This window comes from Enterobacter sp. 301B (genome assembly GCF_003850715.1).
Lineage (GTDB): Bacteria > Pseudomonadota > Gammaproteobacteria > Enterobacterales > Enterobacteriaceae > Enterobacter > Enterobacter intestinihominis.
Window position 1 is genome coordinate 1 of sequence record NZ_PQTC01000006.1, and the last position, 18,464, is coordinate 18,464.

The 18,464-nt window shown below is 53.0% G+C and carries 27 protein-coding genes and 1 pseudogene; all 28 read right to left on the minus strand.

Annotated features, from left to right (window positions below):
• Nucleotides 1-126: 126 nt before the first annotated feature.
• A pseudogene (locus C3451_RS08280) lies at nucleotides 127-720 on the minus strand (tape measure protein); the annotation flags it as partial.
• Nucleotides 721-1,558: 838 nt separating this feature from the next.
• Complete coding sequence (locus C3451_RS08295) at nucleotides 1,559-2,233, minus strand: DUF6246 family protein (RefSeq protein ID WP_045623587.1); 675 nt, start codon at nucleotides 2,231-2,233, stop codon at nucleotides 1,559-1,561.
• A gap of 59 nt (nucleotides 2,234-2,292) precedes the next feature.
• Entirely contained in the window at nucleotides 2,293-3,033 is a 741-nt protein-coding gene (locus C3451_RS08300; protein WP_045623585.1) for an Ig-like domain-containing protein, read from the minus strand.
• 57 nt (nucleotides 3,034-3,090) lie between these two features.
• The gene (locus C3451_RS08305; protein WP_045623583.1) at nucleotides 3,091-3,480 is read right to left on the minus strand and encodes a hypothetical protein; all 390 of its coding nucleotides are present in this window, start codon (nucleotides 3,478-3,480) and stop codon (nucleotides 3,091-3,093) included.
• Nucleotides 3,477-3,845 carry a hypothetical protein gene (locus C3451_RS08310; RefSeq protein ID WP_045623581.1) on the minus strand — a complete coding sequence of 123 codons (369 nt, stop codon included), beginning with the start codon at nucleotides 3,843-3,845 and terminating at the stop codon, nucleotides 3,477-3,479. The genes C3451_RS08305 and C3451_RS08310 overlap by 4 nt, the downstream gene beginning before the upstream one ends.
• Before the next feature lie 166 nt (nucleotides 3,846-4,011).
• Nucleotides 4,012-4,362 (minus strand): hypothetical protein, encoded by a 351-nt coding sequence (locus tag C3451_RS08315; RefSeq protein ID WP_045623579.1) that lies wholly within the window; start codon nucleotides 4,360-4,362, stop codon nucleotides 4,012-4,014.
• Complete coding sequence (locus C3451_RS08320; protein WP_063844569.1) at nucleotides 4,362-4,535, minus strand: hypothetical protein; 174 nt, start codon at nucleotides 4,533-4,535, stop codon at nucleotides 4,362-4,364. The genes C3451_RS08315 and C3451_RS08320 overlap by 1 nt, the downstream gene beginning before the upstream one ends.
• On the minus strand, nucleotides 4,535-4,915 hold the full coding sequence (locus C3451_RS08325) for a hypothetical protein (protein WP_045623593.1): 381 nt from the start codon (nucleotides 4,913-4,915) through the stop codon (nucleotides 4,535-4,537). Before C3451_RS08325 ends, C3451_RS08320 begins: the two co-directional genes overlap by 1 nt.
• Nucleotides 4,916-4,917: 2 nt before the next feature.
• Nucleotides 4,918-5,214, minus strand: coding sequence for a hypothetical protein (locus C3451_RS08330; RefSeq protein WP_063844570.1), 297 nt, complete (start codon nucleotides 5,212-5,214; stop codon nucleotides 4,918-4,920).
• Between the two features lie 32 nt (nucleotides 5,215-5,246).
• Nucleotides 5,247-6,308 (minus strand): major capsid protein, encoded by a 1,062-nt coding sequence (locus C3451_RS08335; protein ID WP_223862210.1) that lies wholly within the window; start codon nucleotides 6,306-6,308, stop codon nucleotides 5,247-5,249.
• Nucleotides 6,305-6,766: a hypothetical protein gene (locus C3451_RS08340; protein ID WP_023294167.1), complete on the minus strand. Its 462-nt coding sequence runs from the start codon at nucleotides 6,764-6,766 to the stop codon at nucleotides 6,305-6,307. The genes C3451_RS08335 and C3451_RS08340 overlap by 4 nt, the downstream gene beginning before the upstream one ends.
• Nucleotides 6,766-8,136, minus strand: a complete 1,371-nt coding sequence (locus C3451_RS08345) for a hypothetical protein (protein WP_063139422.1) — start codon at nucleotides 8,134-8,136, stop codon at nucleotides 6,766-6,768. The genes C3451_RS08340 and C3451_RS08345 overlap by 1 nt, the downstream gene beginning before the upstream one ends.
• Before the next feature lie 71 nt (nucleotides 8,137-8,207).
• The gene (locus C3451_RS08350) at nucleotides 8,208-8,411 is read right to left on the minus strand and encodes a hypothetical protein (RefSeq protein WP_045621967.1); all 204 of its coding nucleotides are present in this window, start codon (nucleotides 8,409-8,411) and stop codon (nucleotides 8,208-8,210) included.
• 49 nt (nucleotides 8,412-8,460) lie between these two features.
• Nucleotides 8,461-9,462, minus strand: a complete 1,002-nt coding sequence (locus C3451_RS08355) for a phage minor head protein (RefSeq protein WP_045621968.1) — start codon at nucleotides 9,460-9,462, stop codon at nucleotides 8,461-8,463.
• On the minus strand, nucleotides 9,389-10,846 hold the full coding sequence (locus tag C3451_RS08360; RefSeq protein ID WP_045621969.1) for a phage portal protein: 1,458 nt from the start codon (nucleotides 10,844-10,846) through the stop codon (nucleotides 9,389-9,391). The genes C3451_RS08355 and C3451_RS08360 overlap by 74 nt, the downstream gene beginning before the upstream one ends.
• A gap of 28 nt (nucleotides 10,847-10,874) precedes the next feature.
• The gene (locus C3451_RS08365; RefSeq protein ID WP_045621970.1) at nucleotides 10,875-12,350 is read right to left on the minus strand and encodes a terminase; all 1,476 of its coding nucleotides are present in this window, start codon (nucleotides 12,348-12,350) and stop codon (nucleotides 10,875-10,877) included.
• Nucleotides 12,350-12,865 carry a hypothetical protein gene (locus C3451_RS08370; protein WP_045621971.1) on the minus strand — a complete coding sequence of 172 codons (516 nt, stop codon included), beginning with the start codon at nucleotides 12,863-12,865 and terminating at the stop codon, nucleotides 12,350-12,352. The genes C3451_RS08365 and C3451_RS08370 overlap by 1 nt, the downstream gene beginning before the upstream one ends.
• A gap of 3 nt (nucleotides 12,866-12,868) precedes the next feature.
• A complete protein-coding gene (locus C3451_RS08375) occupies nucleotides 12,869-13,075 on the minus strand; it encodes a hypothetical protein (protein ID WP_045621973.1) in 207 nt (68 codons plus the stop codon).
• 558 nt (nucleotides 13,076-13,633) lie between these two features.
• A complete protein-coding gene (locus tag C3451_RS08380) occupies nucleotides 13,634-13,873 on the minus strand; it encodes a hypothetical protein (protein WP_045621975.1) in 240 nt (79 codons plus the stop codon).
• Between the two features lie 43 nt (nucleotides 13,874-13,916).
• Nucleotides 13,917-14,378: a lysis protein gene (locus C3451_RS08385; protein WP_063153561.1), complete on the minus strand. Its 462-nt coding sequence runs from the start codon at nucleotides 14,376-14,378 to the stop codon at nucleotides 13,917-13,919.
• On the minus strand, nucleotides 14,375-14,827 hold the full coding sequence (locus tag C3451_RS08390) for a lysozyme (RefSeq protein WP_223862215.1): 453 nt from the start codon (nucleotides 14,825-14,827) through the stop codon (nucleotides 14,375-14,377). Before C3451_RS08390 ends, C3451_RS08385 begins: the two co-directional genes overlap by 4 nt.
• 55 nt (nucleotides 14,828-14,882) lie before the next feature.
• Complete coding sequence (locus C3451_RS08395) at nucleotides 14,883-15,203, minus strand: hypothetical protein (protein WP_017383027.1); 321 nt, start codon at nucleotides 15,201-15,203, stop codon at nucleotides 14,883-14,885.
• A 440-nt stretch (nucleotides 15,204-15,643) separates the two neighbouring features.
• A complete protein-coding gene (locus C3451_RS08400; RefSeq protein WP_045621976.1) occupies nucleotides 15,644-16,333 on the minus strand; it encodes a bacteriophage antitermination protein Q in 690 nt (229 codons plus the stop codon).
• A complete protein-coding gene (locus tag C3451_RS24505) occupies nucleotides 16,330-16,446 on the minus strand; it encodes a hypothetical protein (protein WP_015705894.1) in 117 nt (38 codons plus the stop codon). Before C3451_RS24505 ends, C3451_RS08400 begins: the two co-directional genes overlap by 4 nt.
• Nucleotides 16,443-17,084: an HNH endonuclease signature motif containing protein gene (locus C3451_RS08410; RefSeq protein ID WP_045621977.1), complete on the minus strand. Its 642-nt coding sequence runs from the start codon at nucleotides 17,082-17,084 to the stop codon at nucleotides 16,443-16,445. The genes C3451_RS24505 and C3451_RS08410 overlap by 4 nt, the downstream gene beginning before the upstream one ends.
• The gene (locus C3451_RS08415) at nucleotides 17,081-17,728 is read right to left on the minus strand and encodes a recombination protein NinG (RefSeq protein WP_045621978.1); all 648 of its coding nucleotides are present in this window, start codon (nucleotides 17,726-17,728) and stop codon (nucleotides 17,081-17,083) included. The genes C3451_RS08410 and C3451_RS08415 overlap by 4 nt, the downstream gene beginning before the upstream one ends.
• Nucleotides 17,721-17,891 carry a NinE family protein gene (locus C3451_RS08420; RefSeq protein WP_045354778.1) on the minus strand — a complete coding sequence of 57 codons (171 nt, stop codon included), beginning with the start codon at nucleotides 17,889-17,891 and terminating at the stop codon, nucleotides 17,721-17,723. The genes C3451_RS08415 and C3451_RS08420 overlap by 8 nt, the downstream gene beginning before the upstream one ends.
• On the minus strand, nucleotides 17,884-18,333 hold the full coding sequence (locus tag C3451_RS08425) for a recombination protein NinB (protein WP_017383065.1): 450 nt from the start codon (nucleotides 18,331-18,333) through the stop codon (nucleotides 17,884-17,886). The genes C3451_RS08420 and C3451_RS08425 overlap by 8 nt, the downstream gene beginning before the upstream one ends.
• Nucleotides 18,334-18,464: the final 131 nt, after the last annotated feature.

Below are 18,464 nucleotides of genomic sequence, written 5' to 3' on the forward strand. Positions count from 1 at the left end.
CGCGATCAACAACCTGTTTGACTGCTTCAGTTTTAAACTCTTCGGGATAACGCTTACCGCTCATGGGCACCTCTCTTTAAGCCATCTTAAATGACTCTGAGGTGTCTGTTAAACCCGTGGCGATTCACCCTGCTCGTTCACAGAGTTAAATTCATCACCTCTTAAAGCGCCGGACGCCAGCCCCTGAGCAAGCTGAATGATTGCGTTGCTCGCCTCCTCGGCTGTTGCCCCTGACACCACAAAACCTTGGTTAATAATGGTTGTCAGCCTGGTGATGTCCTCTACACTTACGCCGTAGCTACTCGTTGAGCGCTCCAGTCGTGCATATAGCGTGGCGGTGGCATCAAGACCAGAGCGGGTCTTTTGCGAGATGTCGAAAACACGCTCTGTGACATCAGCCAGTGTTTCAAACGGCGGTACGGAATCCCTGACTGCGTTTGCCAGTTTATTACTCAGGTCCTGCCATGCCTGGGCATATGCGCCAACCTGCTGGACAGAAAGAGCTGCTATGAGCGCTTTCGCGACGCCAGTTAAGCTGGACATAGTGCCTTCAATCGAAGACAGGGATCGCTCAGTGCGGTTTAATCCCGCCTCAAGACGACCCATGCTACCGTTAAGCCCATTCAACGCGGCATCAATATCCCGGCGTCCCTGAAGGATCCCGGCGGTGTCCATATCCACTTCGTAAACGATTGTTCCTGCGCTAACGGTGCCAGCCATTTCTTTTTCTCCAGGCAATAAAAAACCCGCTCGCGGCGGGCTTCTTCTCTGTCGTGTCGGGCTACATCTGACTATCTGTCGAACTCTTTACCGCCAGTCGACTTTAAGTATATAGACTTAATATATGGCATTTTAAAGAGCACGGCCCCTTCATCCGTAGCTGTTCTAAGCATCATGCTACGACACATCAGACTTACCCCGCCGGTTACTTTGATGCATAATCCGTCAGGGCTTTCGAATGTACTCATTTTCCCCTTCTTCCACATTATAAACGTAGCACCTTCAGGGATCGCACCAATTGGCTGCACAGCAAAAAACGAAATGCTTGTGTATACAAAAATTGAAAAAGCGATAAGGATGACAACGATCACTGATATTGTTTTTTTCCACATAGCAACCTCAGCAACCAATTGTTTCGCCAGAATTTGTTATTGTGCACGTATTTCCATCGCTGTCGGAACTATGGCAGCCTGAGGAATCGCACCAGCTTTTCACTGAATATTGATTTCCCTCTGAGTCACTAGAAAACACCTCTGTCGAACCATCCGAATGATTCCTTGATCCAGATGTTACTGAATAATTATTACCTTCAGTATCGTAAGATGAGATTGTCGTATCTCCGTTAGCCGCCTCGCTAGTACTCGTGCAAACACTGTAACCATCTGATCCAATGCAGTCTTCTGCATATGCGGAGCTAAATAATCCGCTTAATAGTAACAACAGCGCAATCTTCTTCATATCCCCATCCCTTTTGAGTTATTCGGACTAATCCTATCAGGGCTTGTGGTAATCGCAACGGCAAACGCTGATTTATTGATCTCAGGTGAGAAATCGGATGCTATCCTGATTTAGCCAGGCGTCGCGCCTTCTTCGCCAGATATTCATCAGCAACCGCGTCGTACTCGTCTTTTGTAAAGCCTTTCTGGTCGGGGTATTTGGCGGCAATTAAGAGCTGAAATTCCGTCATCGATAACTGCTCCGCTTCCGCCCGGCTCATGCCAAAGTGGTTACGTGCTGCGCTGATGTACTCGAAGGCTCTAAACTCAGATGTTGCCTCTCCGCTTTCATGGCGCTGAAGGTGTCTTACTTTCGCTTTCCCAATAATCCCGTGGGTGATCAGCGACTGGGCAATGACCAACATGTCGAACTCGTCCATTAAGCCGCGTCGAAGTTTGAATGCCTTCCCTGCGACCCTGGAGACCCTTAATTCACCTGTAAGTGAAGTGACATCTTTGTCGCAGCATGACGACAGCACGCTGGACGCAGCAATTAATGCTTTGCGTCCATATGTCGAGCTTTTTAGGTGTGTGATGAGCCAGGGCGGTATGTAGCCGTACGCATCAATAGCCGACTGAATAAGCGCAGTCACTTCGTCATGATGAAGGTCATAAAATGTCTGAACTATTTCTGCTGGCGCGCCAATTCTGGTCATATTGATGAATGACGGCCGGAAAAAGAAATCATCCGGGCCAACACTAATAAGTAATTCGCCAATTTCTTTAAGTGGTGTCATGGGTTTACTCTGCAATTACCATTTTCGGGGCCACCATCAGGGAGCCCCTGAAATGGTAATTACGCCGTTACTGTGATTGCACTGGTTCCGGTTTTTGCACCGTCATTAGTGGTGAAGGTCATCGTGGCGCTGCCGGTTGCAACTCGCGTCACAAGTCCTGTAGAGCTAACTGTGGCCTTGGTGGGGTCAGACGATGTCCAGGTACCGGTTTTATCTGTAGCGTCAGAAGGGAGAACGTTCGCGGTAAGCTGAACGGTTGATCCAACAGCACCGCTGCTTGTCGCGGGGGTAACGCTGACGCTTGCAACAGCCACATCATCAGGCGTTTCCTGAACATCTATAGTGTCCGAGTCTGCCACTTTGAACTCTGTGGAAAGCGTTACAATGTCATTACTGCCGCCATCAGAGCTAAGTGCGGTAATAACCATGTACCCCTGAAATTGCACCGGACCATAATCCATAAACACCCAAATGGTTGGCTGGCGCCCCGCTTTAACTTCATCGTTGTAGTATTTGATGAACTTGCCAACGCCAAATTGATCCAACTTGTCGCGTTTACGCACCTCACCTTCAAAGCTGATGGTGAAATCCGAGTTAGTTACGATATTTTCAACGTATCCCTTCGTATCATCAGCGTCGCTGGTGACCGTGTTAGGGCTGAAGTCGAAACCCTTTGAAGTGCCTGCCATGAGGGATTGACGCTCGCTTTCCGGTGGAACTGCGTCAGGGCAGCCCAAGGCCACCTCTAACACAACGGCACGACCAAATAGCTTACTGTTGTCAGTAGAGCAGCCTTGCATAATTACTTACCTCTTTGAAATGAAAAAGGCCGCCGAACGGCAGCCTGCTGATTGTGCTTACTCCCCGTAGAGGCAAGCGAATTGAAGTCGGAAAACTATCCTTCCCTCTTCGGTTAATACCGGTGGCGGGATGCCCCCCATATTTTCGATATGTCCCACACAGCTATCGCTAATAGGATTAGCCTGGACGTAATCAGTGATGCGCTGAACGGCGTTTAAGGCTTTGTCTTTGGCACCTACGCCTTTAGCGCCAATAACATCGACTATCACGTGATATTCAGAGCCAAGCTCGTTGCGGATGTTTGTGCCGCCGTTAGGCCTGAATACCATTAACGCCTCGGATAATTTCCCTGGGTCGTCGTACATCAATTGCTGGACAGTAAATCCAGACGTTAGCCCTGCGTTAACAAACAGGTTTCTAACCCGCTCGTGCATCATTGGCTTCATAGGGAAAGCTCCTTGGCAACAGCAGCATCAATAGCGCTTCGTTCTTCTTCGAATCCAAGCGTAAGGAACTCTTTCTTAGCTGTGGAGCGTCTAAATTGCTGAGGGTTGGCCGGATCGTGAACATAAACGGCGTAGTTCGTCGAATACCCCACGCGCCCGGTAACAATTGCGCCGTTGGTTATGATTTCCCTGAACTGACTGTTAATCAGCGCCGATGTATCGATTGGAGTGTAGAGGGCAGCTCTAGCACCGCCAATTAGCATCGCAGACTGAAGGGCACGCACAATTTTTCGCCCCTGAATATCGTTGATGATGCGGTTAGTGTTGCGCACAGTACGCTGGACACCTCGCAATTTGATGCCCATGGCTTTCTCCAGGCAATAAAAAAGGCCGCCGTGGCGACCTTAATTTTTATGATTTTCGCGTAGCCATCGCCACATCTCGTAAATGCTTCTGGAGGAAATCGCGATAGTTGCAACGCCGAGAATTATAACTGCCAAGCTAATCCACATCAGAGCACCTCCGTTGAAATCATACGCCTGTCAGTATCGCATAATCATCCGCCAGGCGCTCGAACGTGTCGGCATAGCGGATAACCTGCCGCACCTCGTCAGCACCGGCTACAACCGGGTCGGCTTCGGTCGAAACGCCAATGAGCAGGTAATCACCGGCGGTCGCCAGCGCGAACTCCGTCCACACGGTATTCTTCACGACGATTTCCGCGCCGAGACTACCGATACGCTTTGACAGACCACCTTCGTAATCCACCATGATTTGCTCAGGTACGGCATATCCCATTGGGTCGCCGTATTCGTCATTGCCTTCCAGTTTGCGCCAGATTGTCGCCGTGGCGGTGTATGACCAGTTCGCTACCGATGACATCAGCCCTCCTTCCAGCGCAGCACCTTCGCGCCAGTCGCCCGGATGCGGTCACAGTTGATATGCCACTCACCATCCGATTTAACGTAGCCGGTAGTCTCCCGCCCGGTGTCGGTCATCACCCATACGCGGGTGAACGAGCGCGGTAGACCGTGCTTCACTGATTTGTACGTCATCAGCACCCCCCTACCACCATGAACAGGCCGACGCCATTACCTGCGCTGATCGGTAACTCACCGGTGCAACCGCTGGTATCAATCCGGGCCAGCGAATCACGCAGCCAGGTAATGCTGTCGTCGCTATAATCAAACGAACGGGATGCACCAGACGGCGCACCCTGCGATTTGATGCGGCGCGCGCCGGACGAAGTAGCCATAAGCGCGGCGGCGTACATCAGGATCAGCTTCGCGGTGCAGTCGTCATAACCCGCACCATCGAGGCACGGAATAATCTTGTTCACCACGCAGAGAATCGGCTCCAGCAGCGCGCCCGGGATGGAGTAACCCAATTCACCGAGGAACGCCTGCACGTCTGCCGCTGTGATTGGGTCAGCCATGGTTATTTCGCCTTTTTCGATTTAGCGGTGGTGTCTGCCTGCTCTGCCTGCTCTGCCTGCTCTGCCTGCTCTGCCTGCTCTGCCTGCTCTGCCTGCTCTGCCTGCTCTGCAGGTTTATCGTCAGCACCAGGTGTGGCAACTTCAAGCTCCTGCTCTTCAACTTCACCAACGACCGATACGCGGCCAGCGAAAGCAGGCGGAACACCAACCGCAACGAACTCATGGCCCACCGGCAGTTGCTGGAATACGCCGTTAATCGTTCCCCAGCAGCCAGTCTTCTCGACTTTTAACTTTTTCATGCTCTCTCCCGAAGAAAAGGGGCCGAAGCCCCTTAACCCTGTGCGTTGAACACTTTAGAACGACCGTTGAAATCGCGCTTAATCTGCAGACCGACAGCACTCCAGACCAGGGAGTTGTAGTTGTCGAACGGATTCTGACGCGGGATCATGAAGGTACCCACCGGCGCGGCGATGCGCGTCTTGATGTACTGCGAATTGCGTACGTAGGCAATGAAGTGGTTACCGGTCAGCTTAAAGGTCTGGTTGAACGACTCGATGCGGCCATAGCGCAGGATGTATTCCAGCACAGTGCCTTCTTTGAATCCGGCAGCATCGGAGTACGGTCGGTTCAGGTTGCGCATGATATCCGGAGATGCCCATGCTTTTACCTTTTCCTGCACATAGTTATCGTCCAGCAGTTTCGCGAACGGGCCGGTGAAGAACGCGACAGTTTCGTCAGGAGTGGAGGTGGTCAGGTCAATATTCAGACCGGATGCACTCAGATCCACCTGGTTGGTGTTGGCGTGGTTGGTAATGCCTGCGCCGACATAACCCTTCACCTTCACTTTCGCGTCACCTGAAAGCATGTAGTCGGCCATATCCTCGCGGATGGCTGCAACGTGCGCTTCCTGGTCATCTGCCATTGCGTCAAGGTTTTCTGACTGCATGCCGTTCCACTCACGCCATTCGCGGCCGTAGCCGGTGTTGAAGATTGGGACCGGGTCACCAGCCTCATCGTAAAGGACTTTATCCAGCTCTTCCGGCACGTGGCCCGTCAGTGAGCGATGAACCTTACCGGCATCACTGGAAACGCGGTACAGCGCCGCTGTCTTGCCGATAGAGATCGGCGTACCGAGACCGAGCAAATCATCCAGCAGGCCGTTTCCTTCGTCATTACGGAAGACTCGGGTGGTGATGTTGTCCACTTCGCGCCAATAGTCTTTGGAAATCAGCGCGGCCTGGTTAACTTCCAGCGCGCCGCCGTACTGGGCGGAAATGGTGTTCTGGTTGATGTTGAAGGATTCACGCTGCATCAGCAGCTGATTCCATGCCTGCTTCACCTGGTTGTGTTCGGTGATCAGCTTTTTGTTGAATACGATCATGCTCATGCTCATGCGGTTGCTTTCCCTGATTTGCGAACTTTCACGAGCTGAGCTTCAGCGCCAACGGTGATTTTTTCGCGTGAATAAAAGAGGACCTGGTCGGTGGCTGGCGTGGTTGCCTTGGCAAGCGTGCCGTCACCGGCAGAAACCAGGCCTTCGTTTTCCAGCAGCACTTCGCCTGCCTTGACCAGCATGTGGTAATCCACATCGTCTTCGCACATGATGGCCGCGCCGGTATCACCTGCAGGAACCGAGTCGCGAATGTCACCACCGCCGATATAGTTGTGCTGAAGAGCCAGAGCAACGCCTGCACCACCAGCGACATTGTGAACCGCCAGTTTCCCGGTGCTGTCGAGCATTACCAGTGAGCCGGGCTTCACGGCCGCCGCCATGATTGCTTCAATGACCTGCGGGTCATTCTTACGGGCCGGGCCCGCGATTACGGTATGGAAACGAGGTGCGAGAGCCATTATTCAGGTGCCTCCATGTTAAGGATTTCACTCTGAGCGCCATTCCCCTGGAATGCAGGGTTAAGACCGGTGCTGGTCTGGCACTGTGAGTACAAGTCGTTCAGCGCGTCGCCAGCCAGCGAGTTGATCGCCGCTTCAGTCATGAACGAGAATTTCGCTTTAACCGCATCGCGCTTGGTTTTCAGGTCGCTTTCTGCGTTCGCCTGCAGCTGGGTTTCAAGCTTGCTCAGCTTTTCGTTCAGCGGGGTGAGCGCCGCATTAACAGCGGCAGTAATCACATCAGAGTTGATCTGAGCCTGGCCCAGGTCGCCGCCGCCATCTTTCTTCTTCATCTGCTGGTTGTAGGCATCCCAGACCTGATCGTCGGTCAGCCCCTCGGTTTTAACGCCTGCGGCATTGAGCGCGGCGATCATCTTCTCTTTCATCGGGTTTGTTTCTCCGTTGGTTTTGACTTCGTACTCAGTTGGTTTGCGCACGACTTCTACTGGATCGCCGACAAGCGTTACGACTTTGTCAGAGATGAGGTATTTCTGGTCGAAGAGCTTCGGTTTGACGTTCTCGCCATCCTCTTCGTAAACAAAATGGTCAGGCCAGACACTGACGACGTAGCGCCACTTTTTGTCGTCCTGCTTTATGGACATGCGCAGTGCCTGGTAGATGTCGTGGAAGGACATCTCTGAAGCGTTGCTGATGAAGAACTTCACTTTGTTCCACCAGCCGACTTTCATGCTGTTGGCTGCATCGATGAGGCTCGTCGATTCAACATCAGCCTCTTGCCCGTCAGCGTTAACGAACATGCCGACACCTTCATCAGGCGTCCCGGCTCCGGGCTCGTCGAGCAGGATCGCGATGTGGTCGAACTGCATGTTGTGAGCGACCCAGGAGTATTTCTTCTGTTTCGATTCCCCTGCCTTTTGCTCTTTGTTCAGCAGCAGTCCGGTGGAGACATGAATCGGATCGGCGTTATTGCCGGAAATCATGTCGTCCAGGCGTTGGATAAGGCGCTTACCGTCAGGCTTGGTATCTGCTACAGCCTTATTGACGTAAACGTCCATCACGACCTTATCGTTGGCCTTGCTGACGTTCTGAGCCCATGCCCCGGCGTAGTAATCGTTGACCGCCTGCGGATCGTTGGCGCTGACGTATTTGCCGTTCACCATCGGGTGGCCGATCGGCATTAACTTGCGCTCCATCGTCTGGTAGCTGTTGTTAATCTCCTCCGCCGGGTACAGGCCGCCATTCATCACGATGTCATCGACGATCGGAACCGCACCACGAATGACGTAGTGTTCCTGGCCGTTGATGGTGGTCGTTGAGATGTTGGAGGCGTTGATGGCGAGGGATTTAACGTGGATGCTGGATAGCTTCACGTTGCGTCCTCATTGGTGGATTTCAGGCAATAAAAAACCCTCCGGAGGAGGGTTTAGTTCAACTATATGGGCTAGAGCTTAAATACAGAGTTAATGATAATTCTGATTGCGTTTTGATGGCGACTCTGGGCATCAGTTAGCGCCTCGTCTTCAACATCTTTCAAAAAACCTACCGCAGTAAAACTTCCTTCCGCATACTCAACAGCTGTATGCCCTTCTCCCAATTGAACGTTGTTATGTCCAAAAGCGCGATAAGTTACGATATATTTTTCCATAGTATTCTCCTTGAAAATGTCCCTATACCTTATCGGCTGTTTTTCATAATCATTGAGTCTTATTCCAGATTTTTCGCTCTTTCGCCAACTTATCCGCCAGCCCTTCGTTGAATATGCTGCCGTCGTCGTTGAGAAGCACCGGAATCTGGCTGCAATAGCAGTTGTACCGGTTGCCGTTCTCGGCGTAGAAGTCCCGCACCTCTTCGGTGGTGTAGACCTTGCCGTGACGGCTGGCGTGCCAGGTGCGCGTTGTGGGCTTGAGCGCTGACAGCCACAGCAGGCCAGTGTTCAGCCCAAGCCGGTCAGCAGCCCAGTCGGTTTCGTTCCATTGCGCCTGCCGCAGCGCGCCGACCTGCTCAGTCTGAGCGATGGTCTTGGCCTTCGACATCGATACGTCAAGACGCTTACTGATGACGCTGGCCGTCTCGCGTGGATTTACACCGCGCGCTACCGCATCGGTGATGATGTTGGTTAAATCGCCGCGGGCTGTGTCGCTGATAACCTTCCAGTCACTAAACGTTGTCAGCCTGGCAGCCGCCACCTGATTAAGGTGACCGGGGCTGCTTAAAAGTTGCTGTAACGTCGTCTGGCTGGCGTACACCTGCGACTGCTGCGAAAGGTTGTTGAAGGCCTCCAGCGTGCCGCGCTGCGCTTCTGCAACGACGTAATCCATCGCCCAGAGGTTTTGCTCGCCACCTTCCAGCAGGTAATCGTCGAGAATGCCTTGCACCGCTTCCAGCAGATCAGCCAGTTCCTGTGCTGACATGTCGTAGATGAACTTGCCAGCGTTGACCTGGTAGAGCCGCATATCCTCGCCATGGTCGTGGCACAGGAAGTGCCAGTTATGGCGGTTTACCTCACGATCTCGCCCGGTCAGCCGCTGGTCAAACAGTGCTTTTAGCGCGCGCTTGATGCCGAGATACCGCTCCTCTATATCCCGGTACATCGCGGTAACCTGCTTTGCCGAGCGCGTCGGGTCAACCTTGCTGCGCGGAACTACCGGTGTCCCGACTTTCGTCTTTTGCTCCGGTGTCATCGGAAAGAGGATCATCGGTCGTTACCTTTTTATTTGGATCAGGCGGCTTAACATCTTCACGCGGCTCAAGTTCTCCCGCCTCCCTGACTTCGTTCTCATCAACAGCAGGTGTGCCATAGGCTTGCTGGGTATCCTTCGCGACCGCAGCCATTTCCTTCATGTTGGCAATTTTCTCTTTCTCGCTTGGCGCGAGTAGATCAGACCAGGTTAGCGTTATTTCACCAGACTTCGGCGGCTCGATAACTTCAACGGTCCACAGGCGCTCAATCACCGCTGTTACCCGACCTGACTGGAACCCTGACCGACGACCATTGCACCGCTTGGCAAAATCGTTCTTATCTTGATCCGAGGCTAGGCGGCCTGTCTGCTGACCAAATATGATGGTGAAAGGTATCTGCACAGATGAAGAGAATTGGTTCGCCGAGACCATCCAGGTAGGGCTTGGGTCGGCAGCGGCCACAGAAAGCACCTTAGCCTCGCCGTCCTGTGTAACCAACGCGGAATCTGTGCCTGAGTTCAACTTCTGGATTGCGGCGTTCAGTGCCTCTGCCAGACCTGCATATCCGGCTTTCTTCGCCTCGTCGATGATGGTCTTGAGGTTTGTATCCTTCGACATGTTTATGCCGAGTTGCCTGCTGGCATTTTTCAGGAAGCCCTCGGCGCTACCGCCAGAGGTCTTGGCCATGTCGAGTAGGTCGTTATAACCAGCTCTCAGGAAGGGAATTCCCGCCAGCGAAGTCTCGTCCTCTGAGCCCTCGCAAAACATGATGATGCGCTCAGGGTGGATCTTAATCGACCGCATCGGACCGGAAATATTGCCGTTATCTCCGACCTGCTGTTCCTGGAAATAGTAGAACTTCGGCATGCCATAGTCTGGCGATTTCTGGTCCTGTTCAAGCTCACCGGGTTTAACCTGCGCTTCCCATGCGGGGATCATCTTGACCAGGCCGCGCTCGCGAGAATTTCGCATCACGCTGCGATCGACAGGCTCCCACCACTCCTTGCTGTCTGCAAACTGGAGGATAAGTGCTGAGTAATGCCCGACCAGGTTGCGCCGATCTGCATCCTTCACTTTCGCCCAATGCTTCTTCATGAGCTTGGTGACTTTCTTTTCCCACGGCGTCGACTTCTTAGACTTCTTCGTCTCATCGCCGTCGACGATCACCGGGGTATCAGTCCAGCATGCATCGAGCAACTTATGCACCGCGCCGAACGCCGCGCCGTTACGCTCATACATGTTGTAGAAGTGGTCGAAGTCGAGTCGCTCCGGGTAACCAAATTCGCACCACAGATGGTGACGCTTCGTGTTACCGGACTTCCCAAGCCCTGATGCATACAACTGGCGCGCGCGCCCAACCTCGTTAAGGCTGTTCACAATGAGCCCAGCGAGGACTTGCATTTCTGTAGTGTTACTCACTGAGTTGTCCTTATGTGAAGAAGATTGCACCAACCTGTTTTTGGTTATTTTTCGCTACAGCAAAGTAGCGGAAGCCGTCAGCACCGTGTGATGTGAAGTCATGAAGCGGTTTATCTTTCCAGCAGCCGCGCTTGTCGTCCCACTCCTTGCGATAGCCCTCCAGGTGGGATATGCCCTCGGCGCATTTCTCCTCATCGAATACACAGGACGGGAGGATTTCACGCACCGACTCAATGCCGGTATCAACACCCGTTTTCGGAACAACATTGAATGTCATCGAGTACACCTGGCCGTCGATTTCATAGCCTTCCTGCGCGAGTTCTTTGCGCGATTTGGCATCAGCGCCGAACTCGCGGTTCTCGATGTCGTGCGGCCCCCAGTGCTCGCCGTACTCATAGCCTCGGTCTTTCAGCACCTTCATGTAGTGCCTCAGCCCCTCGCCGGAGTTTTCGTAGTAGTCGATGATGTGGAACTCTTCGCCAACCTCACGAACGAACCATATCGCCGTGGAGTCACCCACACCGATATCCCAGAACGTATGAACCGGCAGGTGTGAGTTATCCGGGATTTGGCCGATTCGCTTGTTGGTGTAGAGCCAGCGGAACTGTTTGGCGTAATACGCGCCCTCGACAGACTGCTGGAAAGCCTCGGCCGGAATGGTCGGGTATTCGCGCTTCATGTCCTCGCCGAGCGTTTTCTCTTTGGCGTAGTACCAGGCTTTCTGGCGTTCGTTAACGACTACGCCGTGCTTCGCCGCCATTTCAGCGAAGTATTCAATCAGGCGCTGCGGTAGTGGCTCTACCGGGTCGATGGCGTACTGCGGATTCTTCCACCAGGAGAAGAAGAAAAACTTCCAGTCGAGCGGTGAAAGTGGCTTGCCCTGTAGTAGAGCCTTCTCTGCCGTCTGGCAGTAATCGAAGAAGTAACCCGCCCGGCCCTCTGCTGTGCTCTCGATAGTAGCGAAGCATCCAGTCGATACCGCCTCAAACGCACCAGTGACGATCTCACGGGCTTTGTCAGGATACTTGGCGCATATCTTCCCGAACTCGGAAACGTGCAGGTAACGCAGCGTACCGCCACGAAATGAAGTGCTGACGTATAGTGAGCCGCCCTTCTTGAAGACGAGCTCGCCGGAAGAATCATTGCTGGCCGGGTTGGCCGCCTTTATCTCTGCCGGAAGCTTATCGTATGCGTACTTCACCTTTTCACGGAACAGGCGCTTTGCGTCATTCAGCGTATGGGCGATCAGCGCGCATTTAGCCGACTCGAACAGGGCTGCGTCGAGCTGGATGATGCACACTTCAGTTGTGAAACCGAGCTGGCGAGCTTTCAGAATGATGTTGCGGGTGTGGATCCCCTCAAAGTATTCCCGCTGCTCAGGCGTCATCCTGAAGCGCGTGGGCTTGCCCTCTTTGTCGGTGATCCAGTAAAGGTTATTCAGCCGCCAGTCTTTATCGGACAGCAGCTTGATGTGCTCAGGTTTCATTACGCCCCCTGAGACAGTGAATCCATCAGGTTAGACAGGTCATCAACCGTCTTATTACCTTCCTCGGTGTCGAGGTTATACGCCTTGCGCTCAGCGTTTATCACTTTGATTTGAGCATCGACACCGGCAGTGATCGAACGAGACATTGAGGCGTGATTTTCTTCCGTGATATCTGCATCTTCGAGGAAGTCGCGGAGCTTATTGGTGATGCCGCGCCATGCCGCTAAACTTTCACGATGAGCCATGACTACAGCGGCCGCCTCATCGGATGCCTGGTCAATAATCTGCTCATCAGTAACCACTGGTGACTGGTTACTGTCTTTGGTTACCGACTTGGTTACCTTGGCCTTGGTTGCCGCCCTGACCTTTTCTGTCAGGTCGCGCTGCCATCCTTCTTTGTTCGCTCTCTTCAGGATGGTGGCGTGGTTAACGCCATGCTTTTCGCCGATGGCCCTTACTGACAATGAACCAGCCCGGTAAGCCGATTCAATGGCCTCCCAATCTGGTTTGCTCATTGGTTACTCCGTCGTTTGTTCGGTCTGCTCTTCCGGTACTGGCGTGAACTCCACGCGCTTTACATCTGCAGGAGCGAAATACAGCCACTGTCCCGTTTCCGTCGCCAGCGGCACAAAGCCGTTAACCAGCTCAGGCTGACGTCGTGACATCTTGCCCGTGAAGGTTTCGCCTGTTTGGGTGGTTAGCGTGATTTGGTAGATTTCGGACATTGAGAGCCTCTTTATCCGTTTGTTGGGGTATTGCCATTACGATGAGCCTACCCATGGTTATGGCAACAAAAAACCGCCAGGAGGCGGCTTTAAGATTTACTTCCATTAAATCTTCGAGTTCTTTTCGTCACATATCTTTTGAGCTTCCGATATCGCCGATTCTAAGATGCTATCTGCGACAGGCATTTTTTGATATAAACTCGAGGTTCTGAGCACTACACACTTTTCATCTGGGTTATGCCAGCCCCAACTTTTCTTACCGTGATCGTTATCATCGGAAATGGCACTGATCTCAACATCAAGACCGTCATCGCTAGATTTTTTTTGCACTATCCACATAGAAACCCCGCCTCAATTTAATATCCTGCCAACTCATTAATTGTACCATGTTCAACTGACGCAGCGGTTGCCCTGCTTCTCAGAAGTGCTTAGCCACTTACGGCTTACCCGTCAGCAAGATGTGATCACCATCCTTGCGGGGTTACATAGATCATTATCGAAGCCCCTCAATGAAGAGCTTCTGTAATGGAAATAAAAAAGGCCGCCTAAGCGACCTGTTTACGAGAATGTTTTTCTTGTTGAGTAACCATCTACCATGGCGAAGGCGTGCATTTCTTCTTCTGTTGGGTTGCTCTGGAAGAAAGATTGCAATTCAGCGTATGAACCCGTGAAAGGTCCAACCGAAATTGGCGTAGGATCATCACCCTTGCGTGAGCCTCTAACCTCAGCCATGTAATCAAGTTGGGACATAAGCAATTCCCTTGACGCTTCTGACCACTTAATTTCAGTAATTTCCATAATCCAGCCCTCTTGTGATGAGAACCAATTTTACTGCATATGACTACTTGAGACACTGTTCTTTGATGTAGTCCTGCAGATAGCCGACCTGCTTCGTCACTGTGACGATTCGCTCTCTGAGGGTGAAATAATCCCGTTCAGCGGAGTCAGTAAGTCTGGGGCCGGAAGCATCGCCCATGCCGCCGGTGCTGGTCGCTCCGTTCGCGGGACATTTTGCGTTGATGCGCAACCCACACTTGCCATCGCGAACACAACGCTGCAGATCATCAAGCTGCTTTTTCGCATCAGCTAAATCCTTCGTGTATTTGGCATCCAGCGCAGCGACATCGCGCTGGCGCACCTGCATGTCTTTGATGGTGGCGTTAGCCAGGTTGAGATTCTTGATGGCTTTATCGCGCTGGTCTTTGTAGGTGATGGCGTTGTCGCGGTAGTGGTTAATCGCCCAGGCCATGGAGACCAGCAGGAAGACAACCACTACGGCGGTGATGGCGGTAAGGCGGCTCATTTCACACCATCCAGGCAGAGCGCCTTTTCTTTCCCTGCTCGAGTTACCAGACCAGGCAGAACCTTGCCGCCTCCCCATACCCAGCGAGGGAACTGGTTACATGCCGCGGTGATATACCCACCTCTGAGAAGAGAGAACATCGTGGAGGTGCGCATGTTTCCGCAGCCAGCACGAAACGTTACCGATACAGCTGCCGAGAAAGTATCGTCAGATAGCTTTCTGCCATTCCCGTAGCGGTTAACGCAGGATTCAGCATCAAGGATATTGCGCTCCCACTCGGCTGCGATCTGCTGATCAGACTTAACGGTGCCGAGTTTTACGCCATGCGTATTACCCATACCGTCAGTCAGCACACCTGCCGGGCACACATACGGATCACGTCGGCAAGACTCAGCGTTGCCGATTAACTCCAGCCCGCGCTCGTTAGTCCTGACATGGCCCGCATTCATCACGATTGCGATAATTGTCGCCACTGAACAAACGATCCCGGCCGCGCCACTCTTCTTACTCAGCTTCAAGTTCGCCACTGGACATTCTCCGCATTGCCTCCGTTACAACCTCGGCAGATGCCGGACGTTCGGAGTGGGGTTTCTCGCTTACCTCAGCAAGGTATTTAGCCAGTAACTGTGTACGTTTCTTTTCTTCTTCCAGCCGTTCACGCTCTTCTTTCCGTTTCGCGTAATAGGTCTTAATCGTGAAGTATGCAGAGACCAGCGCGCCGAGAATAAAGACGTAGTCCTGTAAACTGAGAACGGAAAATAACCCCAGAAGAGTTGACCACCAGTAAGGCAGATTGTGTCCATCTGTTGGGTTCATACGTTGCATTCCACACCTCCGGTTCCGGGGTGCTGTGTGGTAGTAGGGGAAAGGCCGTCAGACACGTTAGCTACGTGGCATCTGGAATTGATTGTCTGCGGCCTGGAATAAAAAACCTGGCGACAAGCCAGGAAGATGAGGGTAAGGCAATGTCGGCTCTATGGCCGAAGGGTCCCAGGTAGTGGGTTTGGTTTGTGGTGGCCGGCGCTGCTATCCGGCATTCACGGCTATCGCTTTACGACGCCATCAGGACATTCACCACAACGGACAGAGCACTCATGACTCGCATCATGTGGCGCAACCCCACGGCAGGGAGTCGAACCCTACAAATGCTCTTTCCTGTTGTGTAGAAACTAAAAAGCCCAAGGCGTTAACCTCGGGCTTGAATTCTTCGTGTCGACAATCAAAGCTATGGCGACGATATCAGATTTACATGAAATATATGCGTTTCAGTTCGGTTTTGCAAGACTTACATCCAAATTTGTCGCCTTTTGTTGTGAACGTGATCGCGTTACTGAGATAAGCGCACCGCTATCGAGTCGCTTAAAGCTGTTACGCATAGCCAGCCAGTGAGGCAGATATGTTTCTGTCCAGGTGGATTTCGCAACGCCCGCCAGTTCCGCCAGCGCCTGATATTCGTACGTCTCACGGCCAGCCAGCTCTGCTTTGACGTCCTGCGCCGCCAGCCAGATTAGCTTCTTCAGGCGGTCCATCGTCTTGTCGGCCACCTTCTTCGCGCCGAGCTGTTCCCGGAACTCTGCCCACGCCCACTGGGTGATCGCCACCTGGTGCTCAAAGCTAACGTTCTCGCTGTAGTTCCACAGCAGCCACGCTTTCTGGTGCTCTTCCATCGACAACACAGCGCGGCGCCATGACGCAGTGCCGAACTCCAACGGGCTCACCAGCGCGATAGACGAGCCCTTGGCGCGGGACTGACTGCCACTCATCGCTGGGCCGTCCGGGTTAACTTTCCGGCCGGTGACCGGGTCAGTGACTTTCTTTCGTCCCCGGCTGCGCGCCGTCGCGGTGAACTGCGCATTCTCGGCGAAAGCTACCAGCTGCCCTTTCGTAGCCCCACTCAGATCTGCGGTCGCCACAATAAGCTGCTGACGTACGTATTCCAGTTGCTGACTGTTCATGCGGCTTCCTTCTGTGGCTGGTTGGTTTTGGTCTGGCTGTGCTTTGCTACTGGCGGTAGGTTGGCGCGCTTAACGCTTTCAGCCTGGTACCGCAGGAAATCGGCGTGGTTCATGCTGACTCCTTCTGCTTTGGTCCGCGATATTCACCATACAGAGGTGTTCTTCCTCTTGGCCTGGTATGCCTGTGGGTTACTTTGGGAGAAAAAAGCGCATCCTCTACATTCATTCCATTTTTTAGTCGACGCTTGATGGATGTTTCTGATACTGAAACGCGAGGGTCCCTTGACCATTCTGTGGCGGTTTTCGTTTCGCCATTGAAAGTTATGGCTGTGCGTCCTTTTTTTGTGTGCTCAGGGATATGCACTCGAGATCGCATGACATTACACGCTCGGCAAAGCACCCTAAGATTTGAGTCCGCATTGTTATCAACAACCTCATCAATGTGATCAATATGCGCGGTTTTCCATGTGACCTTCTTTCCGCATTTTTCGCATGGTGGAAGTGTTTCTCCATAGCGGTCGTAAACAACTTTTCGGTGCTCATAAACGCAACCATTCGCCATTGATAGTGGGTGATCAGGAATTTTGAGCATTTGATATCCCTTCGCATTTTTATGCCTGAATTTCCCTTTACCGTTTTTTGTGAGTTCGTAGGTCCCGTAGCGCATCATTCGGAAGTAGTGCATTTGACAGATACCCTTTCCTGGGTAGTGTTTGCATTCACGCTCACAACCTTCAACTTTGCATTTCATGCTGCACTCTCCTGTAATTTTTGACGGCGCTTCATCAGTGCATTGGCCCTGCGGGAAAAAATTGCTTTCACGCGCTTCAGGTAGGTAACGTCAAACCGGCGTGGGGCATTGTCAGCTTCGAGCCGCTCTACGCGCTTAAGGCCAATGCGATCAACCAGGCGGATCCGGTACTCGACAGCATTACCGCTCAACTGCCGGTTACAGCGGGTGCAAGCGGAGTGGACGTTAAACACGTTGAATTTGAGGTGTGAGGCAGCGCCGCGTGAACGGTAATGGCTGGCGTCAATGGCGCTGCCAGTCAGGTAATTGCTTTTGCCGATGAGTGGATTGCCGCAACTGACACATGGCTTACCTTCATCGCGGACCCGGATGTAGCGATTGAAAGCTGATTGAGCCTCTTTATCCCACTGGGATTTAGACTTGAGTGACTCGCGCTTGGCCTTGCGGCGTTTGCGCCCGGCCTTCTCTGCCTCTTTCTGCTCCTTGATGCGCTTGGCCGCGGCCTTAACCTTCTCCTTTTCGCGCTCTTCCATCGCGAGGATTGCGCCGTGCTCCGGGCAGCACCATCGGATCCGGATATCGTGGAATTTCGGCACGAAGTATTCGCCGCATACTTTGCACTTACGGCGTGATGGTTTACGCATGATTCCTCCGTGCCGCGAGACGCAGCCATTTCTGATCCACCAGGCGGGCGGTGTAGCCTTTCAGTGTCGGGATATCCGACGGCTTAACCGCTGGCTTACGCTGGCGGCGCGCCGGAACGCGGAAAATTTCATTGGTGATGACACGTGCGAGAGGACTACCCACGGGAAGCCCTCCACTCTTGCGCCCAGGCAATGCGCTTACTGGATGCCTCGGAGAACTTCACGCCACGGTCGGTACCGAACCAGTAAATCGCCTCGATGACGTCGACCATGTAGCGCTTGCTGGATTTGGATGTGCGGACGCCGAAATACACACGGCCGCCGTTGATGCCCGGCGCGGATTTCTGCTCCTGGTCCTGAGTCTGATTCACCAGAACGGTGATGAGGTCCTTCCATTCCTCGCGGGTCAGCTTTTCGCCGTGCCAGACAACCTGGTCAGACAGGTCCTTCAGCAGCGGCCACATCAAACGATTCTGCTTATCAGTGCGGGTTTCTTCCCGGGCCTCGACCACCATCGGCGCGCGAGGGTTCACTGGCAGGGTGCGAATGTATGCGATGAGGTTGTCTTTAACGGTGTCGTTAACGATGCAGTAGTGCTGCTTCATACGCCACCTCCGAGAGGTAACGCAGAATGCAGAAAATCGCAGGTGCATTTCTGCATCTGTGACAAGGTGAGGAGTTCAGATTGTGGTCGCATTTAATGTCCCCATCAAATGCGCAGAAGTCTTACCGTCGG